The organism is Kitasatospora sp. NPDC094019 (assembly GCF_044764505.1).
Lineage (GTDB): Bacteria > Actinomycetota > Actinomycetes > Streptomycetales > Streptomycetaceae > Kitasatospora.
Genome location: NZ_JBIWIF010000004.1, coordinates 1 through 20,822, shown reverse-complemented (window position 1 = coordinate 20,822; position 20,822 = coordinate 1). Strand labels below are relative to the sequence as shown.

Annotated in this window: 21 protein-coding genes; 11 read left to right on the top strand and 10 right to left on the bottom strand. The window is 76.2% G+C overall.

The genetic code is table 11. The features are described 5' to 3' along the window. Positions 1–4 precede the first annotated feature (4 nt). The 5 genes from ACIQ9P_RS10240 to ACIQ9P_RS10220 form a co-directional block, all read right to left on the bottom strand. Entirely contained in the window at positions 5–2,047 is a 2,043-nt protein-coding gene (locus ACIQ9P_RS10240) for a FixH family protein (protein ID WP_402352794.1), read from the bottom strand. 194 nt (positions 2,048–2,241) lie between these two features. Next, positions 2,242–2,748, bottom strand: coding sequence for a copper chaperone PCu(A)C (locus tag ACIQ9P_RS10235; protein WP_402352791.1), 507 nt, complete (start codon positions 2,746–2,748; stop codon positions 2,242–2,244). Further along, a complete protein-coding gene (locus tag ACIQ9P_RS10230) occupies positions 2,745–3,425 on the bottom strand; it encodes an SCO family protein (protein ID WP_402352788.1) in 681 nt (226 codons plus the stop codon). The genes ACIQ9P_RS10235 and ACIQ9P_RS10230 overlap by 4 nt, the downstream gene beginning before the upstream one ends. Before the next feature lie 100 nt (positions 3,426–3,525). Then, the gene (locus ACIQ9P_RS10225; RefSeq protein ID WP_402352783.1) at positions 3,526–4,296 is read right to left on the bottom strand and encodes a YcnI family protein; all 771 of its coding nucleotides are present in this window, start codon (positions 4,294–4,296) and stop codon (positions 3,526–3,528) included. A gap of 200 nt (positions 4,297–4,496) precedes the next feature. Then, entirely contained in the window at positions 4,497–5,330 is an 834-nt protein-coding gene (locus ACIQ9P_RS10220) for a hypothetical protein (RefSeq protein WP_402352780.1), read from the bottom strand. 228 nt (positions 5,331–5,558) lie between these two features. Here ACIQ9P_RS10220 and ACIQ9P_RS10215 point away from each other — a divergent pair, with 228 nt between their 5' ends. Beyond that, positions 5,559–6,203 carry an ATP-binding protein gene (locus ACIQ9P_RS10215; protein WP_402352777.1) on the top strand — a complete coding sequence of 215 codons (645 nt, stop codon included), beginning with the start codon at positions 5,559–5,561 and terminating at the stop codon, positions 6,201–6,203. Positions 6,204–6,251: 48 nt separating this feature from the next. Here ACIQ9P_RS10215 and ACIQ9P_RS10210 read toward each other — a convergent pair whose 3' ends face one another. After that, positions 6,252–6,938: a TetR/AcrR family transcriptional regulator gene (locus ACIQ9P_RS10210; protein WP_402352774.1), complete on the bottom strand. Its 687-nt coding sequence runs from the start codon at positions 6,936–6,938 to the stop codon at positions 6,252–6,254. A 112-nt stretch (positions 6,939–7,050) separates the two neighbouring features. Between ACIQ9P_RS10210 and ACIQ9P_RS10205 the strand changes: the two genes are divergently transcribed. Further along, positions 7,051–7,689, top strand: coding sequence for an NADPH-dependent FMN reductase (locus ACIQ9P_RS10205; RefSeq protein WP_402352771.1), 639 nt, complete (start codon positions 7,051–7,053; stop codon positions 7,687–7,689). 13 nt (positions 7,690–7,702) lie between these two features. Continuing rightward, a complete protein-coding gene (locus tag ACIQ9P_RS10200; protein WP_402352768.1) occupies positions 7,703–9,133 on the top strand; it encodes a DHA2 family efflux MFS transporter permease subunit in 1,431 nt (476 codons plus the stop codon). Positions 9,134–9,217: 84 nt separating this feature from the next. Here the strand turns inward: ACIQ9P_RS10200 and ACIQ9P_RS10195 are convergent, their stop codons facing one another. Then, the gene (locus ACIQ9P_RS10195) at positions 9,218–10,255 is read right to left on the bottom strand and encodes a hypothetical protein (protein WP_402352765.1); all 1,038 of its coding nucleotides are present in this window, start codon (positions 10,253–10,255) and stop codon (positions 9,218–9,220) included. A 293-nt stretch (positions 10,256–10,548) separates the two neighbouring features. Here ACIQ9P_RS10195 and ACIQ9P_RS10190 point away from each other — a divergent pair, with 293 nt between their 5' ends. From ACIQ9P_RS10190 to ACIQ9P_RS10175, 4 genes are all read left to right on the top strand, one after another. Continuing rightward, positions 10,549–11,457 (top strand): LysR family transcriptional regulator, encoded by a 909-nt coding sequence (locus tag ACIQ9P_RS10190; protein WP_402353881.1) that lies wholly within the window; start codon positions 10,549–10,551, stop codon positions 11,455–11,457. 59 nt (positions 11,458–11,516) lie between these two features. Continuing rightward, a complete protein-coding gene (alc, locus tag ACIQ9P_RS10185; protein WP_402352762.1) occupies positions 11,517–12,617 on the top strand; it encodes an allantoicase in 1,101 nt (366 codons plus the stop codon). 91 nt (positions 12,618–12,708) lie between these two features. Continuing rightward, positions 12,709–12,984, top strand: a complete 276-nt coding sequence (locus ACIQ9P_RS10180; protein WP_402352759.1) for a hypothetical protein — start codon at positions 12,709–12,711, stop codon at positions 12,982–12,984. A gap of 87 nt (positions 12,985–13,071) precedes the next feature. Beyond that, positions 13,072–14,406 carry an amidase gene (locus tag ACIQ9P_RS10175; protein WP_402352756.1) on the top strand — a complete coding sequence of 445 codons (1,335 nt, stop codon included), beginning with the start codon at positions 13,072–13,074 and terminating at the stop codon, positions 14,404–14,406. A gap of 77 nt (positions 14,407–14,483) precedes the next feature. On the opposite strand, the gene ACIQ9P_RS10170 is transcribed toward ACIQ9P_RS10175, so the two are convergent. Then, on the bottom strand, positions 14,484–15,128 hold the full coding sequence (locus tag ACIQ9P_RS10170) for a TetR/AcrR family transcriptional regulator (protein WP_402352753.1): 645 nt from the start codon (positions 15,126–15,128) through the stop codon (positions 14,484–14,486). Between the two features lie 180 nt (positions 15,129–15,308). Here ACIQ9P_RS10170 and ACIQ9P_RS10165 point away from each other — a divergent pair, with 180 nt between their 5' ends. Beyond that, positions 15,309–16,226, top strand: a complete 918-nt coding sequence (locus ACIQ9P_RS10165; RefSeq protein ID WP_402352751.1) for an alpha/beta hydrolase — start codon at positions 15,309–15,311, stop codon at positions 16,224–16,226. Then, on the top strand, positions 16,223–16,846 hold the full coding sequence (locus tag ACIQ9P_RS10160; protein WP_402352748.1) for a TIGR03086 family metal-binding protein: 624 nt from the start codon (positions 16,223–16,225) through the stop codon (positions 16,844–16,846). The genes ACIQ9P_RS10165 and ACIQ9P_RS10160 overlap by 4 nt, the downstream gene beginning before the upstream one ends. 25 nt (positions 16,847–16,871) lie before the next feature. Here the strand turns inward: ACIQ9P_RS10160 and ACIQ9P_RS10155 are convergent, their stop codons facing one another. Continuing rightward, positions 16,872–17,009, bottom strand: a complete 138-nt coding sequence (locus ACIQ9P_RS10155; RefSeq protein ID WP_402352746.1) for a hypothetical protein — start codon at positions 17,007–17,009, stop codon at positions 16,872–16,874. A 199-nt stretch (positions 17,010–17,208) separates the two neighbouring features. Between ACIQ9P_RS10155 and ACIQ9P_RS10150 the strand changes: the two genes are divergently transcribed. Further along, a complete protein-coding gene (locus ACIQ9P_RS10150) occupies positions 17,209–18,030 on the top strand; it encodes an integrase (RefSeq protein WP_402352743.1) in 822 nt (273 codons plus the stop codon). Positions 18,031–18,342: 312 nt separating this feature from the next. Here ACIQ9P_RS10150 and ACIQ9P_RS10145 read toward each other — a convergent pair whose 3' ends face one another. Beyond that, complete coding sequence (locus ACIQ9P_RS10145; protein ID WP_402352740.1) at positions 18,343–19,638, bottom strand: MFS transporter; 1,296 nt, start codon at positions 19,636–19,638, stop codon at positions 18,343–18,345. An 88-nt stretch (positions 19,639–19,726) separates the two neighbouring features. Here ACIQ9P_RS10145 and ACIQ9P_RS10140 point away from each other — a divergent pair, with 88 nt between their 5' ends. Then, entirely contained in the window at positions 19,727–20,722 is a 996-nt protein-coding gene (locus tag ACIQ9P_RS10140; protein WP_402352738.1) for an ArsR/SmtB family transcription factor, read from the top strand. Positions 20,723–20,822 lie beyond the last annotated feature (100 nt).

The following is a 20,822-nucleotide window of genomic DNA, read 5'->3' as shown; positions in this document are numbered from 1 at the left end:
CGCCCTATCCGATCTTCAGCTGCTGGATCTCCGTGGTCTGGTCGATGTCGGAGGATCTGACCACCACCGACACCACCCAGTTCCCGGCGAGCGGCAGCTGCGCCGTCCCGGTCCAGCGGCCGGTGCCCTCGGCGGTGAGCGGGACGGTGAGCGGGCCGAGGTCGCGGTCCGGCAGGGTGAAGGCGAGCTCGACCTCGGGCACCTCGACGGGCGAGCCGTCCGCGCCGTCCAGCTTCAGGTGGACCTCGTTCGACCCGGTGCCGGCCGGGTTGAGGGTGACGGTGGCGGTGCCCTTGGCGTTCGGGGTCCGGCCCTTGGTGTCGTACGGGAGCTTGAGCTCGACGGTCCGGCCGGGCACCGTCTGCGGGGCGGGTGCCCCGCCGGTGCTGCCTCCGGTGGTGCCGCCGGACGTCGTGGCGGCGCCGTTCGCCGCGGCGGCCGCGACCTCGCCCGCCACCCGTCCGGGCGGGGAGTTGGTGAGCAGGGTGGTGACCACCAGGACGGCCACCGCGACCGCCGCCTCGACCAGCACCGAGCGGCGCAGCCCGGCCCGGGTCGGGGTGAGTCCGCGGTCCCGGTCCGCGTTCGCCCGGGCCGTCCGCTGACGGGCCAGCTGGGCCTGCCGGACCGGGTCCTCGGCGTCCGCGTCCGCGCCGGAAGCGCTGTCGGTACCGGACGCGGCCGCGGCGGTCGCGGTGACCGCGACCGGCTCCGGCGCGACCTCGGCCGCCTCCTCGGGGGCGGCGCGCAGCCGGGCGAGCCAGCCGCGGGACATCCAGGCGGCGCCGAGCATGGCGATCACGCAGCCGGTCTTCACCAGCAGCAGCCGCCCGTAGTCGGTGCCGGTCAGCGCGCCCCAGCTGCCGACGCCGCGCCAGGACTGGTAGACGCCGGTGCCGACCAGGACCAGGACGGCGCCGAACGCGATCCTGGAGAAGCGGTCCGCGACGTCCGCGCCGATCCCCTCGCGCAGCCCGACCAGCATCGCGGCCAGGCCGCCCAGCCAGAGCGCCATGGCGACCAGGTGGAGCATGCCGAGCGGCAGCGCCAGCCAGACCTGGATGCCCACCGAGGCGTGGTCCGCGCCGGCCCAGGTCGCCGAGAGGGCGACGGCCAGCACCAGTCCGGCGACCCCGAGGCCGAGCCGGGCCTCGCGCTGCGGGCGTTCGGCGGCGCGCCGCTCCAGCTCCCGCAGCTCGGCCTCCTCCGGATCGGCGTCCGCGCCGGCCGTCCCCGCGCCGGCGGTTCCGGATCCGGTAGCACCCGGCCCGGCGGTCCTGGCGGTGCGGGCCTGCGGCAGCCCGAGCTGACCGACCAGCAGGGAGAGGAACACCCCGCTCGCCGCGAGCAGCAGCAGCCGGGCCGCCAGCGCCGTCCCGATCCGCTCGTCCAGGGTGGCCCGGACCAGCGACAGGTCGAACGCCTTGCCGACGCCGGAGCCCCGCTCGTACGGTCCGCGCAGCATCAGTACTGCGACGGTGGACACCAGCAGGGCCACCCAACCGGTCATCAGCAGGCGCTGCACCGGGCGTCGGGCCGCCCCGGCCGGCCAGCAGAGCAGGACGAAGGCGGCCGCCCCGGCGAGCAGCGCGAACGCCGCGTAGGCGACCGTCCGGCCGGTGCCGTAGAGCGCGGCGACCAGGCCGTCGGCCTCGGCGCTCTGCAGGGCGGTGGTGGAGACGGTGGTGGCCGAGGGCGCGCCGATCGAGAAGGTGAAGGCCCCGCCGATCGGGTGCGAGTCCTCCGACACGGCCCGCCAGGCGACGGTGTAGGTGCCGTTGGCGAGTCCGGGGCCGAGCCCGACCCGGGCGGTGTTGTCCTTGCCGTCGGCGTGCGCGGGGCTGCCCGAGTCCACCGCCCGGCCGGCCGGGTCGAGCACCCGCACCGAGTCCGAGGAGAGCGAGACGGCCTCGCTGAAGGTCAGTGTGACGGCCTGCGGCGCGGTGGGCAGGACGGCGTTCTGCGCCGGGTCGGTGGACTGCAGCGCGGCGTGCGCGGCGGCCGGTCCGGCGCCGGCGAGCAGGAGTGCGAGGACGGCGCCGAGCACGCCGAGCAGTCCGGTGATCCGCCGGCCCAGCAGCCTCGGCTTCGCGGCCCGAGCCGTCGTCCGAGCCGTCGTCCGAGCTGCCGTTCGCGTCGCCGTCCGAGCCGTCGTCCGCGTCGCCGCCCCTGCGGTGGTCGTTCCCGCCGTCGCCGGTCGTGCCTCCGGCGTCGTCCGTCCCATCAGCATCGTGCGATCCCTTACTGCTGGCCGGGCCGGTAGGTGAGCTCCTTGACCGGCACCTTGACCGAGATGGTGCCGGTGCGGGTGAAGGTCAGGTCGAGTTCGAGCTCGTCGCCCAGGACCGGGGCCTTCTGCCACCCCATGATCATCAGGTGGGTGCCGCCCCGGGCGAGCTGCAGCGCGCCGTGCGCGGGGACGTCGAGCTTCTCGACCTGCTCCATGGTGCTGGCGGTGGAACGGTGCATGGTGACCGAGGAGGCGCCCGGGCTGGAGACCTTGACCAGTTCGTCGCCCTCGCCGCCCTCGTTGCGCACCGTCAGGTAGCCGGCCGCCATGCCACCGGCCGGCGGCATCGGGATGTAGGAGTCGGCGACGCTGAGTCGGGCCGCCCCTCCGCCGGCGGCCGCGCCGCCACCGTCCTGGCCGCCGTTCCCGCAGGCGACCAGGAAGGCGCCGCCGCCCAGTGCCGTCGCCAGCACCGCCCCTGCCAGCGCCGTCCGGCGGAAGCCGAGGGCGCCCTTCATGCGGCGACCCCCTTGGCCAGCAGCGGCAGGTCGTGCTCGAAGGTCTTCACCTCGGTGCCGCTCAGGTAGAGCACGTGCGCCTTGTCGTCGGAGGGCAGGAAGGCCAGCACCTGGGCGCCGTGGGTGGAGGTGACGCTGCCGTCCGCGTTGGTCACCGGGTCCTCGATCAGGATGCCGAGCGCCTTGGCGGCGGCCTTCACCTTGGCCAGGTCCCCGGTCAGACCTATGAAGTCGCTGCCCATCGAGTCCAGCCAGGCGCGCAGCACCTGCGGGGTGTCGCGCTGCGGGTCGGTGGAGACGAACACGACGTCGACCTTCTGCCGCTCCTCCGGGGAGAGCTTCTTCATCGCCACGCCGATGTCGCCCATGGTGGTCGGGCAGACGTCCGGGCAGCTGGTGTAGCCGAAGAACAGCAGGGTGGTCCGGCCGCCGGTCTTCTGCCGCAGGTCGTAGGGCTGGCCGGAGGTGTCGGTCAGCTGGAGGTCGGGCTTGTCGAAGTTCTTGCCGAGCACGGTGCCCTCGTAGGGCGAGTCGCTCTTCTGCTGGACGACCTTGGCGGGGCCGGCGGTGTCGGAGCCGGAGGAGCCGCAGGCCGTCAGCGCGAGCGCGGCGGCCAGGGCGACGGCGGTGGCCCCGGCCAGGCGGGCGGCGCGGGGGGTACGGGCGGAGCGGTGCATGGGAAGGTCCGATCGTGTGCGGTGGATCACCGGCGGGGCCGCGCCCGGGACGCGGGCGCGGCCGCGACGGGTGCCGGGCGCGGCCCCGCCGGTGCTGGGATCAGGAGGCCGAGCCGCCGTTCCGGCGGCGCAGGCCGAGGACGCCGACGGCGGTGCCGATCACGCCGACCACGATGCCGACCACGCCGAGCACCCGGGCGGTGGAGTCGCTGGCCTTGTCGTCCGAGGCGGTCTCGTTCTTCGCGGCGTCGCCGTGCCCGGCGGTGTGGTTGTCGGGGGTGGCCGCCGGGGTGGCGGAGGCGGTCGCGCCGTGGCCGTCGGAGGAGGCGGCCTTGGTCAGCTTCAGCACCGGGGCGGGCTTGGCCGGCTCCGGCTGGCCGGCCTTGGCCTCGTCGATCCAGCGGACGACGTCGCCGTTGTCGTAGGTCTGCAGGGCCTTGAAGACCATCGTGTCGGTGTCGGTCGGCAGCGGGCCGAGCGAGACCCGGAACTCCTGGAACTGGCCGGGGGCGATCTTCACGCCGGCGTCGGCAGTCCAGGTGATCTTGGAGACGGCCTCGTTGACGTCGTTGCCGTGGACCTTGATCGGCTTGTCCAGCTTGGCCTTCTCGACGGTGGAGGTCCAGCCCGGCAGCGGCTGGGTGCGGACCGAGGCCAGCGGGTGGTCCAGCGGGAGGTTGACCTCCAGCTTCACGGTGCCGGCGGCGTCGTTCTCGTTCGGGACCCGGAAGTCGACGGCGGTGTAGCCGCCCTGCTCGGCACTGCCGGGGTTCACGGTGACGTGGGCGAAGGCGGGGCCGGCCAGCGCGACCACGGAAGCGGCGGCGGCGAGGACGACGGCGGCGGTACGACGGGCGGGAAGGGAACGCATGGGGTTCGTGTCTCCGATCGGAGGCTCGGCCGCTCCCGGGCACGGAAGGGTCCGTGCCCCGGTGGGGCCGCGCGGCGGGGGAAGAAGTGGGGGGAGGCCGCAGCACCGCACGGGACCGGGCGGGTACGGCACGGCGCCGCGTACTCCCGACCGCCACCGGACCGGTACCGGTGGGGGGACACCGGGGACTCGGGGGCGGGTCAGTACGCGAGGGCCCCGAGGGGCGGCCCGCGCCGCACCACGCTGTGCCGCAGCACGGCACCGGCCGGCAACGGGTCGTCCCCGTCGCGGCCACCGGCCCGGCGGACCGGTCCGCCGGGCAGCCCGAGCAGGCCGCGCAGCAGCACCGCGGCCAGCGCGCACGCCGTCCGCAGCGGCTCCGCCGCTCCGGTCCGGGCCGCCGAGGCGGTGATCCGCACCAGCCGCCAGAGCGCCGCCTCGCCGCGCCGCAGCCACCAGCCGGCCAGCAGCGCCGCGCCGAGGTGGGCCGCCAGCATCGCCGGCGTCATCCCGAGCACGCCGCCCTGCCACCAGGGCGCGGCCGCGTACGCCTGCGGGTCCAGGCCGGCGCCCGCCACCACCTGTTCGGCGGTCGGACTCCCGGGCAGGCCGATCAGGGTGCCCGGACGGGCCTCGTTGCAGACCAGTCGGCTGGCCACCTGCGGCAGCGTCAGCGGGCCGTGGCCCAGCGGGTCGCCGTGGTGGTGCGCACCGGTCGCCCCGTGGCCGCCGTAGGTGTGGAAGAGGAGGTGCAGGCCGAACTGGCCCGCCGCCAGGGCCCCGGCGATCGCGCCGAGCGAGCGCTCCCGCCCGCCGAGGGCGGTGGCGAGCACCAGGACGGCGGCGAACCCGGCCGCGAGCGTGGGCGGGGCGACCTCGCCACCGGCCGCGAGCGCGTGCCCGGCGGCCGCCACCAGCGTGCACACCAGGGCGAACGGAACCGCCCGGGCAAGCCGCAGGTCCCAGGCGGCGTCCCCCACCGGCGCGTCCGGTGCGGGGGCGCCCGGGTGCGGGGCGGCGGCTGGGGCATTCATGGCCGGGACATCATCTCATCGCCCACACCCACCGGATCGGCAGGGTGGGAAATCCCTACGAATGCCCCGTTCGGCCCCGCGCACGGCCCTCGGTGTGCGCTGCTCGGCACATGCCCGTCCCCCCGTCCATCCGCCGAACGGGCGGTAGCGGGCCTCCGGCACGGTTCACCTCCGCACCGTCCGGAGATACCTCGTTATATGTGGAGCCGCAGCCAGGAGGGACCTCCCGTGGACATCTGGTGGACTCTGCACCTCAAGCGCGACCCGGCCAGCGTGCCGCTCGCGCGCCGCATACTGCTGGGCGCGATGGCGACCGCGGGCGTCGATCCGCAGATCGCCCACGATCTCGGCGTCGCCCTCAGCGAGGCGTGCGCCAACGCGGTCGAGCACGGCGCCTGCGGGCGGCCCGACGACGGCTACCAGGTCACCGCGTCCATCAGCGGCGACCTGCTGCGGATCGAGGTGACCGACTCGGGCCCCGGCCTGCCCGGCCCCGACCGTCCGGCCCCCCTCGCCCTCCCGGCCGCGCCGCCGGCCCGCCCGGCGGGCCGGGCCCAGCCCCGCCGGCCGGGCGGACGACGCGGCCGCGCCACCGTCCCCGGCCCGCTGCTCACCACCCACCGCCCACGCCGCGAGGGCCGCCCCTACGACACCCACGTCCTCCCGCCGGCCGCCGACCCGGTGCCGACCTTCCGGCCGGTGGACCTGGACTCGCTGCCCGACCTCACCGCCGAGTCCGGCCGGGGCCTGTTCCTCATCCACGCCCTCACCGACCACGTCCGACTCCGCAACCACCCGCTCCGGGGAGCGATCGTCAGCTTCGACAAGATCCTCAAGTGGCAGGACGGCGCGCTGCTGCGGGCGGCCTCGTAGCACCGGCATTCCATCGGGGACGCCGGTGGCGCCGGGGGCGTCGTGCCGTCACCCGGCCCGGTAGGCCCGGAGGAACGCCGCGACACCGGTGTCGATCAGGCGGTCGGTCTCCTCCTGCGGCAGCGGCAGGACTCCGTAGTGCGACAGCTGCACGATCGCGTGCGAGATCAGGGCCGTGAAGTGCCCGGCCGTCGTGGCCGGGTCCCCGTGGACGTCGATCAGCCCGGCGTCGGCGAGGACCGTCATCGCCTCGGCGAGGGCCTCCCCGGCCGGCCTGGGGCCCGCGTCCCGCCACGCGGCCAGCAGCTCCGGCGGTACGTGGTCGGCCTCGGCGTGGATGTGCCGGACGAGGGCGAAGTGGTTCGGGAAGTCGGTCATCATGCCGACGAGGGCACGGGCGAGGGCGCCGAGATCCCGTTCGAGGTCCTCCGGGCGGGGCGGCCGGGCGGGGTCGACCAGGGCGCGGATCCGGGCGATCTGGGTGTCCCGCACCTCACCGGAGGTCCACGTGACGACGGTGCGGAAGAGCTCCGCCTTTCCACCGGGGAAGTGGTTGTAGAGGGTGCGCGTCGAGACGTCGGCGGCAGCCGCCAGCGCGTCGACCGAGGCGCGGGTGTAGCCCTCGCGTCCGAAGACCGCGCAGGCCGCGCTCGCCATGGCCCGCTGCTTCGCCAGTTTCCGCGGCGAGACCTCTTCGGGCGCCGCGCCCGTTCCGGTCCGGTTGTCGCTCCCCATGTCCGCCTCCTCATCGACTACAACGACCGTTGTAATTTCTGCAACGTTCGTTGTAGTTTACCGGAGGAAGGCCGCACGGGGCGGCCGAACCGCCTCAGGAGGGGACTTCGTCATGCCTGCCACCACCGCCACGGTCCTGGACACCGCCGACGCCAACGCCGGGGGCGCCCCGCTGCGCGTGGCCGTCATCGTCGGCAGCGTCCGCGAGGGCCGCCAGGGTCGCGCCGTCACCGACTGGTTCCTCGGCACCGCCGACGGCGACCCCGGCCTGGACCTGGACGTCATCGACCTCGCGGACGTCCCCCTGCCGCTCGTCATGCCCGGCTGGGGCGGCGCCCCGGCCCCGGAGGCCGCCGCCGCCCTCGCGGACGTGACGCCCCGTCTGGATGCCGCCGACGCCTTCGTCGTCGTCACCCCCGAGTACAACCACAGCTTCCCGGCGGCCCTGAAGAACCTCATCGACTGGCACTACACCCAGTGGCAGGCCAAGCCGGTCGGCTTCGTCTCCTACGGCGGCCTCGGTGGCGGCCTGCGCGCGGTCGAGCAACTGCGCCTGGTGTTCGCCGAGTTGCACGCCGTCACGGTCCGGGACTCGGTCAGCCTGCACGGCCCCTGGTCCGGTCTCGGCGAGGACGGCGCCCCGCGCGACGCGGCCGTCAGCGAGGGCGCCGCCAAGGGCATGCTCGGCCAGCTCGCCTGGTGGGGCCGGACCCTGCGCTCCGCCCGCACCACCCGCCCCTACCAGGGCTGAGAGGGACAGGGCCATGGCCGTCATCAGCCGATCCGCCGAACGGGCCGTCCGGGCAACGGCAGAACCTCCTCCGCCGAGCTCCTCCGCCGCGCTCAACCGCATCCTCGCCGTCGTCATCACCGGCTCGGTCATGTCCGTGCTCGACATGACGATCGTCAATGTCGCGCTGCGCAGCCTCTCCGAAGAACTCCACGCACCGCTGACGACCGTCCAGTGGACGGCCACCGCCTACACCCTCGCGCTCGCCGCCGTCGTCCCCACCGCCGCCTGGGCGATGGGCCGGTACGGCGCCAGACGCACCTACCTGACCGCCCTCACCCTCTTCACCCTCGGCTCCCTCCTCGCCGCGTGCGCCTGGGACGTCGGCAGCCTGATCGCCTTCCGGGCCGTCCAGGGGCTCGGCGGCGGTCTGCTCACCCCGGTCGGCATGGCGATGGTGATGCGCACCGCCGACCGGGCCCGCCTCGGCCGGGCGATGGCCCTGCTCGGACTGCCCGTCCTGGCCGGCCCGGTGGCCGGCCCCGCCCTCGGCGGCTGGCTGCTCGACACCGCTTCCTGGCACTGGATCTTCCTCGTCAACCTGCCCGTCGGAGCGGTCGCGCTCCTCCTCGCCGCCAAGCTGCTCCGCCCCGACCCGCCGCGCCCGGCGACCCCCGAGCCGCCCAGGCTCGACGTCCCCGGCCTGCTGCTGCTCTCCCCGGGCCTCGCCCTCCTGCTCCACGGCCTGGCCCGCGGCGGAGAACAGGGCGACTTCACCGCCCCCGGCACCCTCCTGCCCGCCCTCGCCGGTGCGATGCTCGTGGCCGCCTTCGTCCGCCGCGCCCTGACGGCCGACAGCCCGCTGCTCGACCTCAGGCTGCTGCGCCACCGCACCTTCGCCGCGGGCATCGGCACCCTCGCCCTCTTCACCGGCGGGTACTTCGGATCGATGCTGCTCGCCCCGATGTACTGGCAGCAGGCACGCGGACTCAGCGCCACGGCGGCCGGGCTCCTCGGCGCACCGGTCGGTCTGGCCGTCGGCCTGACCATGCAGATCGCGTCCCGCCGTATCGACAAGGTCACGCCGCGCCACCTGATCCGCTTCGGCATCGCCGTCGGCGCCCTCGGCATGGCCCTGACCGCCCTGCAAACGGGCACCGAGGGAGTGCCGGCCTGGCGGGTCGTCGGCGCGGCGATGCTGATGGGCGTCGGCGCGGGCACGACCCTGATGCCGACGATGACCACCGCCACCCGGGACCTCCCGGAGGACCGGCTGGCTGCGGCGAGCACCCTCCTGAGCATCAACTCCCAGGTCGGGGCATCGGTGGGGACGGCCCTCCTGTCCGTACTCCTGAGCTCCTGCGGTACGACCCCCTCCGGGTTCCGCCTCGTGTACGCGGTCGCCGCGCTCCTTCTCGCCCTGGCTCTGGTCCCCGCTTCCTTCCTCCCGTCCCGCCGCCCCTGACTCCGGCCCCGGTGGGCGTGACCGGCGGAGGCACTCCGCCGGTCGGACCCGGTACTCGGATCCGCCGGTCGAATCCGGCCGGGGTCAGTCGCGGGTGGTCGTGGTGGGGGCCGCCCGGTTGCGGCGGCGGGCGACGATCACGGCTCCGAGGCCGAGGGCGATCGCCATGCCGCCGGTGATCGCGAGCGGGAGGTCGCCGGAGCCCGTGCCGGTGCCGGCCAGTCGGGTGCCGGTGCGGTTGTCGCCGGTGGGGCCGGTGCCGGCCGTGGGGGCGGGCGGGGTCGGGACGGTGGGGGAGGCGCTCTCGGTGGAGGCCGGGGCCGGGGTCGCGGCGGTGTCCGTGCCCGTGTCCGTGCCCGGGACGGTGGTGACCGGTGCCGGGTCGGCGAGGGTGAGCCTGCTGGTGAGCGAGCCGAGCAGCCGGTCGCACTGGTACTTCGCGTCCCCGTACGGCAGCGGCTCCGAGGTGCCGGCGACGGTGACGGCGTAGTCCCCGGAGAGCGTGCCCGGCTCGTCGGTGAACCTCAGTTCGGCGGTGACCATCTCGTGCGCCGGGACCTGGAAGGAACCGACGGCCGTCGTCCCGGTGCCGTCGTTCGGTTCGACCGGGGTGAAGGGGCCGCCCTGGATCCTGACCAGGGGCTTGAACGGGGCGCCGCCCCGCGGGCCCTCGATCCGGTAGGTGACCCGGAAGTCCGTCAGCACAGTGTCGCTGTCGTTGTAGAAGGAGAAGGCGAGGTCCTGCGGCTGGCCGCTCCTGACCAGCGTCGCCGCGCTCGGCACGGCGTGGGTCGGCATCGTGACCCGGTGCTCGGACTCGCAACCGGCGGTCGGCGTCGAGGTGGCCGAAGGAGTGGCGGGTGCCGTGCCGGGGGAGGACGCGGTCGCGGTGGCCGGGGGCGTGCCGGTGGCCGACGGCGTCACGGTGGTGGAGGTGGTGGGGGTGAGCTCGCCGGCGGTGGCCGACGGCGTGGCGACGGTGGCGCTCGCCGTCGGTTCGGCCGTCGCGCTCGCCGAGGGCGACGGGCCGCTGTCGGCGGCGGCGCCGGTGGTCCCGCCGACCAGCGCTCCGCCGGTCAGCACGAACAGGGTGGCGGTGGCCGCCAGACGGGAAGTGCGCACAGGGGGGCTCCGGTGGAGGTCGGACGAAACCGCTTGCGCATGGGGGACGTTCGAAGGGTCCGCACGGTTGTACCGACCCTTCGAACGTCCTGGTGGCGGTTCGTGAATGTGGGCGCCGGAGGCGCCGGGAGGATGGTCGGCTTCGGCGCGGCGGTGGTACCGGGGGGCACCGGGCGAGGTGCTCGCCGAGGGCGTGCCGGTGCTGCTCGGGGTCGGGGTGGCGCTCGGTGAGCCCGTCCGGCCCAGGGGGCGGAAGTCGGTCCGGGACGGCCTACCCTGGCGCGATGGGTGCGGTGGGCGAGTGGGACCTGAGGCGGCTGCGGGTGCTGCGGGCGGTCGACGAGTGCGGGACGGTGACGGCGGCGGCCGAGCGGCTCCGTCTGTCGCCCTCGGCGGTCTCGCAGCAGATCTCGGCGCTGGCCCGGCAGGTGGGCGCGCCGATGCTGGAGCCCTACGGCCGCCGGGTTCGGCCGACCCCGGCGGCCCGGCTGGTGCTGCGTCACGCGGCGGTGGTCTTCGGGCAGCTGGAGCGGGCCGAGGCCGAGCTGGCCGGCTATCTGCACGGCGAGGCGGGCGAGGTCAGGGTGGGGGCCTTCGCCACCGCGATCACCGGGCTGCTCGTCCCGGCGGTGGCCCGGCTGCGCGAGGCCGCTCCGGGGCTGACCGTGCGGGTGGTGGAGGCCGAGGCGGACGAGGCGGTCCGGCTGCTGGCGGCGGGGGACGTCGACCTGGCGCTGTCGCTGGCCGTCGGACCGGTCGGCCGGGGCCCCGGATTCGTCGGGACGGAGCTGCTCAGCGACCCGTTGGACGTCGCGCTGCCGCCGGGGCACCCGCTGGCCGGGACACCGGGACTGCGGCTGGCGGACCTCGCGGCGGAGCCGTGGATCTACGGCGCGGCCGGGCCCTGGCGGGAGATCACCACGGCGGCCTGCGCCCAGGCCGGCTTCGCCCCGGAGCGGGCGCACACCGCCGCGGACTGGACCGCGATCCTCGCGATGGTGGCGGCCGGGCTGGGAGTGGCGCTGGTCCCACGGCTGGCCTCGGCCGGGCGGGGTGGCGCGGCGGTCGTCCGGGCGCTGCCGGCGGACCTGCCGACCCGCCGGGTGGTGGCGGGGGTCCGGGCGGGCACGGAGCGGACGCCCCCGCTGCGCCGGGTGCTGGCGGAGCTGGCGGCCGTCGCCAGGACCCTTCAGTCGGACTGAACGGTTTGCTCAGTTCTTTGTGATGGACCTGATGGGTCACCCGGCGTGAGGGTGGAGGCATGACCACCGAACGGACCCCTGACCCCCGTCCCGACCAGTTGTCCGACGCCGCCGCCCCGGCGTACGGGGGCGGCGACCCCTACGCCGACTACCGCGCCGCCGAGTTCCCCTTCACCGCCCTGGTCGATCTGGCCGACCGCCGGCTTGGCGGCGCGGTCGTCGCCGCCAACGACGAGCTGTTCGCCGAGCGGGAGAACCTGCTGCTGCCGGGCGCGGCCGAGTTCCGCCCGCACACCTTCGGCAACAAGGGCCAGATCATGGACGGTTGGGAGACCCGGCGGCGGCGCGGCGCCGCCGCCGGGCAGCCGCACCCGGCCGTCGAGGACCACGACTGGGCGCTGATCCGGCTGGGAGTGCCGGGAGTTGTGCACGGTGTGGTCGTCGACACGGCGCACTTCCGCGGCAACTTCCCGTTGCAGATCGGCGTCGAGGGCACCGAACTCCCGGGCACCCCGGGGCCGGAGGAGCTGCTGGCCCCAGAGACCGAGTGGCAGCCGCTGGTCCCCCGCTCGCCGGTGCGCGGCCACGCCGCCAACGGTTTCGCCGTCGCCGAGCGCCGCCGTTTCACCCATCTGAGGCTCCGCCAGTTCCCGGACGGCGGCATCGCGCGCTTCCGGGTGCACGGCGAGGCGCGTCCGGATCCGGCCTGGCTGGCCGCGCTCGGCACCTTCGACCTGGCCGCGGTCGAGAACGGCGGAGCCGTCGAGGACGCCTCGGACCGCTTCTTCTCCTCCCCGGTGAACCTCGCCCTGCCCGGCCGGTCCGCGGCGATGGGCGACGGCTGGGAGAACCGGCGGCGCCGGGACGACGGCCACGACTGGGTCCGGCTGCGGCTGGCCGGGAGGGGCGCCGTCCGGGCGGTGGAGGTCGACACCGGCTACTACGTCGGCAACGCGGCCGGCTGGGCGGCGCTCTGGGGCCGGGACGAGCGGGGCGCCGACCCCGGGGCGTGGTTCGAGCTGGTGCCGCGCACCCGGCTCCAGCCGGACAGCGTGCACCGGCTGCTGGTCGACGCCCCGCGCCCGGCCACGCACGTCCGGCTGGACGTCTTCCCGGACGGCGGGATCGCCCGGCTGCGGCTGTACGGCGGGCTGGTCTGACCCGCGGCCGCCGGGCGGCCCGGTGCCACCGGACGCCCGGCGGCCCCCCGCTCCGTTTGCCGGGTCCGGCGGCCCGCCGGACGATGGGGGCATGATGCACCAGATGCGGGCCGAGTTCGGCGCCGGCGGCGCGTCCGCCGGGGTCCGGCTGTGGCACATGGTCCGGGGCGGCGAGGACGCGGCGATGTGCGGCCGGGAGATCGACGCGGCGGCACCCGCCCGGGAGGCGACGGACTGGGGGCGCACCCCCGAGACCTGTTGCCACACGTGCGGCGCGTACGTGCTGCGCGAGTCCCCCTACCTGGGGGACGAGCACCGGCCGGGACCTCCCGGCGAGCAGCCGGCGGGCGGTTGGCCGACGGGCTGAGCCCCGGCGGGCGGTCGGCCGACGGGCCGGGCCCCGGCCGGCGGTCCGGTGGACCGCTCCGGGCCGGCCGGGGCTACCGTGGTCGCCATGGACAAGTCCCTGGTCCGGCCGCGCTCGCTCGTCCGTGAGGCCGCCGCGCTGCGGGCGGGCGTCCCCGCCCTGGCCGTCCACGTCGACCGGCTCTGCGCCCGGATCGAGCAGGTGGACCCGCTGATCCACGCCTTCGTGCCCGAACCGGGCCGGGCCGACCGCCTGCAGGCCGAGGTACGGGCGCTGGCCGCCGACCGTCCGGACCCGGCGCAGGCGCCGCCCCTGTACGGCGTGGCCGTCGGGGTCAAGGACGTCGTGCACGTCGACGGCCTGCCCACGCACGGGGGTTCGGTGCTGCCCCCGGGCGTCCTGGCCGGGCCGCAGGCCACCGTGGTGGACCGGCTGCGGGCCGCGGGCGCGCTGGTCGCCGGCAAGACGGTGACCGCCGAGTTCGCGGGCGGCGCGCCCGGCCGGACCCGCAATCCGCACCGCCCCGAGCACACTCCGGGCGGCTCCAGCAGCGGTTCGGCGGCGGCGGTCGCGGCCGGACTGGTGCCGCTGGCGATCGGCACCCAGACCATCGGCTCCGTGGTCCGCCCGGCCGCCTACTGCGGGGTGGTGGGCTTCCGGCCGACCTTCGGGCGGATCCCGACGGCGGGCGTGATCCCGAACGCGCCCAGCTTCGACACCGTGGGCCTGTTCACCGCCGATCTGGCGGGCGTCGCGCTGGCCGCCCCGCTGCTGTGCGACGACTGGGACCACGGGGCCGGGGACGGCGCGGGGGGCGGGCCGTGGGCGGACGAGGCGCCCGTGCTCGGCGTCCCGGTCGGCCCGTACCTGGACCGGGCCGGACCGGAGGCCCGGCGGGCGTTCGACCGGCAGCTGGCCCTGCTGGCCGCGCGCGGACTGACGGTCCGCCGACTCGATCTGCTGCCGGACTTCGACGAGTTGGAGCGGCAGGCGCGGACGGTCAACCGGTTCGAGACGGCCGCGAGCCACGCGGACTGGTTCGCCCGGTTCGGCGAGCTCTACCGCCCGGAGACGGCGGCGGCGATCCGGCACGGGCGCACCGTCGACCCGGCCGACCGGGCGGCCGCGCTGCGCGCCCGGACGGCGTTCCGGGAGCGGCTGGCCGAGCAGCGGCACCGGGCCGGGGTGGACCTGCTGCTGGCGCCCTCGGCGACCGGTCCGGCCCCACTGGGGCTGGGTGGCACCGGCAGCGCGGTGATGTCCCTGCCCTGGAGCCACGCCGGTCTGCCCGCGCTCAGCCTGCCGGCCGGGGTGACGGCGGCGGGCCTGCCGCTCGGGCTCCAGGTGGTCGGCGAGGCCGGGGCGGACGAGCGGCTGCTGGCGCTGGCGGTCGTCCTGGAGCGGGTGCTGGACGGCGCCTGAGCCGTGGGCGGAGCGGCCGGGCGTCCATCGGCCGCGAGCGGTGGGTCCGCGTGCGGAGGCGTTCCGGGCACCGGCCCTCAGGAGTCGAACGCGGGCCCGTCCGGGTCGGTGGCGTCGGAGCGCAGCCGGCGCAGCACGGCGCGGTGGGCCCGGTCGTACGGGGTGTCGTCGTCGAACAGCAGGGCCTGCGGGTTGGCGTTCTCCAGCAGGGCGATCAGGGTGAAGGCGATGTCCTCCGGCTCGGAGTCGGGCCGCAGGTCGCCCGTGCCGACGGCCTCGGTGACCAGGCCGAGCACGGTGGCGTGCCACTCCCGCCAGTTGGCCGCGAGGACGTCGCGCAGCGGGCCCGGCCGGGCGTCGTACTCGGCGTTGACCTCGTAGAAGAAGCAGCCGCCGGGGAAGACCCGGGCACGGGAGTAGGCGAGCCAGGACTCGCAGAGCAGCCGCACCTTGCGCAGACCGGGGGCCTCGTCGCGGACCGGTCCGAGCACCGCGTCGGCGAAGATCCGCCGGGCGGCCCGCACGGTGGCGAGCTGGAGCTCCTCCTTGGAGCCGAAGCCGGCGAAGACGCCGCTCTTGCTGAGGCCGAGGTCGGTGGCGAGCCGGCCGATCGACAGCGCGTCCAGCCCCTCGACCGAGGCGATCGCGACGGCCCGGCGCAGGACCGTCCGCCGGGTCTCCTCGCCGCGCAGCACCCGTCCGTCCGTGGTCGATCCGGCCACCGCTCACCCCAGTCCTCGGGCCGTTCCCCGGCCTCTTCCGTCCGCTCGTCCGTGTGGCCAGGGTAGCGGGGGACGTCGGCCGGACTGAAAAAAGCACGAACGGTCGTGCTAATATCTCGCCGAGTTCGGCTCTCGCCCCTTCGGCACCCCGGCATCCCCCGGCACCCACAGGAGTTGCGCATGGACCCGGCCGTCGCACTGATCCGCACCACCCTGAACACCGTCTCGCTGGCCGCCCCCGGGCTCGCCGGCCGGGCCGCGTTCGAGCTCTACCGCCACCCCTTCCGCCGCAGCCGGGTCCGCCCCCGCGAACGCGAGGTCCACGACCGGGCTGTCGCCGGGACGCTCCGGCACGGGGAGGTGCGGGTGGTCGTCCACCGCTGGGGCGACGGCGCCCGGCCCGTCCTGCTGATGCACGGCTGGCGCTCCCGGGCCTCCCGCTTCGCGGAGCTGGTGCCCCGGCTGCGCGCGCTCGGCCTGACCGCGGTCGGCTACGACGCCCCCGGGCACGGCGACTCCGGCGGGCGCACCGCGACCGTGCTGGACCACCGTGCCGTCGCCCTGCGGCTCCAGGAGGAGTACGGGGAGTTCGAGGCGGTGGTCGCCCACTCGCTGGGTGCCAACGCGGCCTTCCTGGCGCTGCGCGAGGGCCTGCGGGCGCGGCGGCTGGTCGCCTTCGCCGGCGCCTCCGAACTCTCCTGGCTGCCGACCGCGTTCTGCGACCGGCTGGGTCTGAACGCCACCGTGGAGCGGGAGTTGCGCCGCCGGGAGGCGAGCGGCGCGATGTTCCCCGGGGTGGCGGACATCCGTACCCACTTCGACGCCGCCCGCGACCCCGGGCAGATCGCGCCGCCGATCCTGGTCGCGCACGACGAGGACGACGACGTGGTCCCGTTCTCGCACGCCCGCCGGCTCCGGGCGGCCTACGGCGAGCGGCTGGAACTGCTGGCCACCCGGGGCCTCGGCCACCGCCGGATCCTCACCGAGCCGACCGTGCTCGACCAGGTGACCGGTTTCCTGGCCGCCGGGACCGACCCCGTCCGCCGGGCCGTCGACGGCCCGGCGGACGGGCTGGGCAAGGCGGTGGGCGCGATATGAGCGTCCTCGAACTGCACGGCCGCGCAATGGAGTTGGCCGCCGCCGTGGTGGACACCGTGCAGCCGGAGCAGCTGGTGCTGGTGACGCCGTGCGCCGGGTGGCCGCTGCGGCGGCTGCTGGAGCACGAGGTGGGGCAGCACCGGGGCTTCGCCGCGGCCGCCCTCGGCGCCGGGGCGGACCGGACGCGCTGGCGCGACGTCCCGGTCCACGGTGATCCGGCGGGCGCGTTCCGGCGGTCGGCGGCGCGGCTGACCGCCGCGTTCGCCACCGCCGCCGCCGCGGCGGAGCCGGCCCCGCTGTGCCTGCCGGAGATCGGCGACGGCGGGCCGTTCCCGCTCGACCGGGCGATCGGCTTCCACCTGCTGGACACCCTGGTGCACGCCTGGGACGTGGCGGCCGCGCTGGGTTCGCCGGCCCGGCTGGTGGCGGCGGTGCAGGCCGAGCCGCCGTTGGTCGGAGCGCTGCTGGCGGTGGCCGGGGCGGTCCCGGCCGGGGTGCCGGCCCGGGGACCCGGGCAGGCGTTCGGCGCCGTCCGGGCGGTGCCGGACGGCGCCGGTCCGTTCGACCGCGCGCTCGCCCTGCTCGGCCGCGACCCGGCCTGGCGGGCCCCGGTCCGTTAGCCCGGCGGCCCGACCGCTCCGCGGGCTAGCGGTTCGGCGATCCGGTGGCCCGGCGGTCGTCGCGCCGCTCGTCGGGGAAGCGCGGGCCGCCGATCAGGAACAGCAGCGCGGCGGTCGGGAAGCCGATCGTCGCCGCCAACAGCACGATGAACTGCCAGAACATCTCTCGCTCCTCGCCCTCGTCAGCGCCGGGGGCGGGGATCCCCCGAAGGTGGTCCCAAACCCGGACGGCCCTGATCGGCCGAAATGTCCACTCGTGCTCCGACGGTATGGCCGGATCACCCGCGCTGCCACCGGGGGCGCGCGGCGCGGCGCGTGCACGGGTCTGGGCGCGCGCCGCACCCGGCGCGCACACTGTCGGGATGCAGGTACAGCTCGCAGGGGAAGCACGGCGGCCGGACCGCGAGAGCGAGGACTTCGCGGCGGCCACCTCCGAGGCACTCGTCCTCCTCGACGGTTCGAGTTCGCCGACCGGTCTGGAGTCCGGCTGCCGCCACGGCACCGCCTGGTACGTCCGCAGACTCGGGGTGCACCTGCTGACCCGGCTCACCGACCGACCGGACCGCTCGATCGCCGAGTGCCTGGCCGACGCCATCGCGGAGACGGCCGCCCTGCACGGCGGCCGCTGCGACCTCGCCCACCCCAACACGCCCGCCGCGATGGTGGTCGCCGCCCGCCGGCACGGCGCCTCGCTGGAGTACCTGGTGCTCGGCGACTCGCTGCTGGTGCTGGAGCCGGCCGAGGGCCCGCCCCGGGTGATCGGCGACAACCAGCGCTTCCCCGGCGGCGAGGAACTGCGCCGGCAGGTCTGGTCGACGGTGCCCGGCTCCGCCGAACGGGCCGCCCTGCACCTGGAGTACGCGCTGGCCGTCCGGGCCGCCCGCAACTCCGGCAGCGGCCCGTGGATCGCCGCCGCCAGCCCCAGGGCCGCCGCCCACGCCGAGACCGGCTTCGTCCCGCTGACCGGACTGCGCGCGGTGGCGGCCCTCTCCGACGGCGCGGCCCGCTTCACCGACCGCTTCGGCCTGGGCAGCTGGGGCGACGCCCTGCGTCTGCTCGGCGAGTCCGGCCCCGCCGAACTCATCGCCCAGGTCCGGGCGGTCGAACGCGCCGACGCCGACTGCGAACGCTGGCCCCGGGGCAAGGCCCACGACGACGCCTCCGCCCTCTACGCCCGCCTGTAGACCGGGGCCACGTACGAGCCACCGGAACGGCGGCCACCCGCACGGCCGGTCCCTCCTGTCCGCTTCGGGCCGCGCCACTGGTCCGGCGAGCACACCCGCGGGGGCTCGAACCGTCCGCGAGGACCGGGCGGACCGGGGTCGGCCGGCCCCTCGCCGCCGGGATCCGCCGGGCCTTCGGCCTCTCGCCGCCGGGACTTCGCTCCCGGCCGCCTCGGCCGCCTCGGTCACCTCGGTCACCTCGGTCACCTCGGTCACCTCGGCCCCGAAGACCGCGGTGGGTCGTCCTCGGGCGGGGTGCGCGACGCGCGTCGTCTACGACACCTGTTGAGCGCCCGCCTTCCGCTGCGCGGCACGACGGTCGGCGGCCGCCGGGGGGTTGTCGCGCCGCCAAGAAAGGACCCAGGTGGCGGTCAGCAGCGCGCCGGCGCCGGCCAGGGCCATCGCGCCGCCGGTGCCGCTCGCCGCCGCGATCGCGCCGAAGCAGACGGGGCCGACGCCCTGCAGGGTCATGTGGCCGGAGCCGAGCAGGCCGAAAGCCTGGCCCTGGCCGTGCTCGGGGAGGACGGCCAGGAACTCCCTCTGCAGGCCGAGGCCGTAGGCGAAGCCGCAACCGGTGCAGAGCAGCAGCGCCGCCGCGAGCGGGCGGCTCGGCTCCGCGGCGAAGCCGAGCAGGGGCGCGCCCATCAGGGCGATCAGCGGCACCACCAGGCGCTCCCGTGCGGGCGGCCGGAGGAGGCGGCCGACCAGCAGATCGCCCACGATCATGCCGACCGGCAGGCAGGCCAGCAGGATCGCGTAGGAGCCCGGGGGGAAGCCGCGGGTGCCCGTGTAGGCGACGATCAGTCCCTCCGCGCCCGTGACGAAGGCGCTCGGCAGCCACTGGGCGAGCAGCAGCCGGCGTACGGCGCGGTCGCGCAGCAGGGTGCCGCCGCCGCGCAGGCTGTCCCGGACGGTGCCGACGCTCGCGTTCCCCCGGTCCTCCCGCTCGACCGGAACACGTGGCAGCCGCCACCGGACGGCCGCCGCGCACAGCAGGTTCAGCGCCGCGCCGAGCGCCAGCGCCTGCCGCGGGCCCAGGGCCTCGACGACCACGCCGCCCAGAGCCAGGCCGAACAGCTGGGCTCCGCTGGAGGCCATGGTGTTGAGGGAACGTCCGAGCACATAGGCGTCACCACGCAGCCAGTGGGCCACCAGGCGCGCCGAGGCGCCGTTGAACACCGGTGCGGCCAGCGCGACGAGGGCGACCAGGGCCAGACCGGCCGCTGTCGGCAACCGGCCCAGGGCGAGCAGCGCCGCCACCGCGCCTTCCAGCACGAAGCCGCCGACGATCAGCGCCCGGGGCGGCAGGCGGTCGGCCAGCGAGCCGAAGAGCAGCGAGCCGAACAGCTGGGGGAGGAAGCCCGCCCCGAAGGCGAGGGCACTGAGCAACGCGGAGCCGGTGCCGGTGAAGACCAGCACCGAGAAGGTGGTGATCCGCAGCGATCCGGCCGTGATGCCGACCACCCGGGTCAGGAAGAGCAGCCGGAAGCGCGGTTCGGCCAGCACTTCGCGATAGGTCGTTCGACGCTCGGCGGACGGCGCCGCAGAACTCGGGGGAGCTGTCGTCATGCGAGGAGCGTCCGGTCGAAGGCCGGTGCGCCGCGAATGATTCGCCCCAGCACGTAAGGTCCGGCCCGGCGCGGTCTACCGTGGAGGCGTGCTCCGCTACACCGCCACCGCCGAGGACCTGTTGCGAAGCCGCTTCGCGCTGTCGCCGGCCTTCGAGCTCTGCGGCCTGCTGCGCGGCCTCGACGGCGGGAACGCGTCGCTGCCGGGCGGGTGGGCCGCACGTCTCGCGCCCGGTTTCCGGCGCCTCCGCCGCGAGACGGCGCTGGACGCCGTGCTGGCCCTGCAGACCGGTTCCTCGGGAGCCAACTTCGTCGCCCCGCCGCCCCGCGGTCTCGCCCAGACCTGGGCCGACGACCTGGCCGCCGTCCGGGCCACCCCGCTCCCGGTCGCGCGGGACGAGATCGACCGGTTGGGACGCCTGGCGCCGGTCCGCGACCCGCAGGTGCGGGCGCTGCTGGATTCGGACCGGGTGGTCGACCTGGTCGGTGACGCGCTCGACCGCGCCTGGAACGAGCTGCTGGCTCCCGACTGGTCGCGGTTGCGGGCGATCTGCGAACGCGACGTGGTCCACCGTGTCGGCGTGATCGGTGAGCGCGGCTGGCGGGAGGCGATCGAGGGCCTGGACCGGGGACTGGTGTGGAACGGGTTCAGCCTCCAGGTGCCGTTGCACTCCGAGGACAGGGTGGTCGACCTCTCCGGGGAAGGACTGCTGATGGTTCCCTCGGTACTGGTCCGGCCGGGCGTGGCGGCGTTCTACGACGAGCCCTGGCCGAAGGCGCTCGTGTATCCGGCGCGCGGTACCTCGGCGCTCCGGGAGCGGCCCGCCCCCGGCCCGGACGCGCGGGCCACGCTGGGCGCCCTCCTCGGGCGTTCCCGGGCGCGACTGCTGGCGGAGCTGGGGACGCCCGCCAGCACCAGTCAGCTCGCCCGAAGCCTCGGCATGGCCCCGGGTGCGGTCGGTGACCACCTCGCCGTCCTGCGGGCGTCCGGTCTGCTGGCCCGGGCGCGCTCCGGCCGCGCGGTGCTGTACCGCCGTACCGCGCTCGGTGACGCGCTGGTCGCGGGTCCCGCGGCGGAGGTGTAGCGGAGGAGACGCGGCGGTGGGGGGGGGCCCGGGCCGGGGCCGCCCCCCCCCCCGCCCCCGCGGCGGGGGGGGGGGGCCGGCCGGGCCCCCCCCCGCCGGG

Excerpts from the sequence above, each read along its gene's own strand:
- ACIQ9P_RS10235 (WP_402352791.1), bottom strand. The coding sequence starts at position 2,748 with ATGAAGGGCGCCCTCGGCTTCCGCCGGACGGCGCTGGCAGGGGCGGTG.
- ACIQ9P_RS10230 (WP_402352788.1), bottom strand. The coding sequence starts at position 3,425 with ATGCACCGCTCCGCCCGTACCCCCCGCGCCGCCCGCCTGGCCGGGGCC.
- ACIQ9P_RS10225 (WP_402352783.1), bottom strand. The coding sequence starts at position 4,296 with ATGCGTTCCCTTCCCGCCCGTCGTACCGCCGCCGTCGTCCTCGCCGCC.
- ACIQ9P_RS10220 (WP_402352780.1), bottom strand. The coding sequence starts at position 5,330 with ATGAATGCCCCAGCCGCCGCCCCGCACCCGGGCGCCCCCGCACCGGAC.
- ACIQ9P_RS10210 (WP_402352774.1), bottom strand. The coding sequence starts at position 6,938 with ATGGGGAGCGACAACCGGACCGGAACGGGCGCGGCGCCCGAAGAGGTC.
- ACIQ9P_RS10205 (WP_402352771.1), top strand. The coding sequence starts at position 7,051 with ATGCCTGCCACCACCGCCACGGTCCTGGACACCGCCGACGCCAACGCC.
- ACIQ9P_RS10200 (WP_402352768.1), top strand. The coding sequence starts at position 7,703 with ATGGCCGTCATCAGCCGATCCGCCGAACGGGCCGTCCGGGCAACGGCA.
- alc (WP_402352762.1), top strand. The coding sequence starts at position 11,517 with ATGACCACCGAACGGACCCCTGACCCCCGTCCCGACCAGTTGTCCGAC.
- ACIQ9P_RS10180 (WP_402352759.1), top strand. The coding sequence starts at position 12,709 with ATGATGCACCAGATGCGGGCCGAGTTCGGCGCCGGCGGCGCGTCCGCC.
- ACIQ9P_RS10175 (WP_402352756.1), top strand. The coding sequence starts at position 13,072 with ATGGACAAGTCCCTGGTCCGGCCGCGCTCGCTCGTCCGTGAGGCCGCC.
- ACIQ9P_RS10165 (WP_402352751.1), top strand. The coding sequence starts at position 15,309 with ATGGACCCGGCCGTCGCACTGATCCGCACCACCCTGAACACCGTCTCG.
- ACIQ9P_RS10160 (WP_402352748.1), top strand. The coding sequence starts at position 16,223 with ATGAGCGTCCTCGAACTGCACGGCCGCGCAATGGAGTTGGCCGCCGCC.
- ACIQ9P_RS10155 (WP_402352746.1), bottom strand. The coding sequence starts at position 17,009 with ATGTTCTGGCAGTTCATCGTGCTGTTGGCGGCGACGATCGGCTTCCCG.
- ACIQ9P_RS10150 (WP_402352743.1), top strand. The coding sequence starts at position 17,209 with ATGCAGGTACAGCTCGCAGGGGAAGCACGGCGGCCGGACCGCGAGAGC.
- ACIQ9P_RS10145 (WP_402352740.1), bottom strand. The coding sequence starts at position 19,638 with ATGACGACAGCTCCCCCGAGTTCTGCGGCGCCGTCCGCCGAGCGTCGA.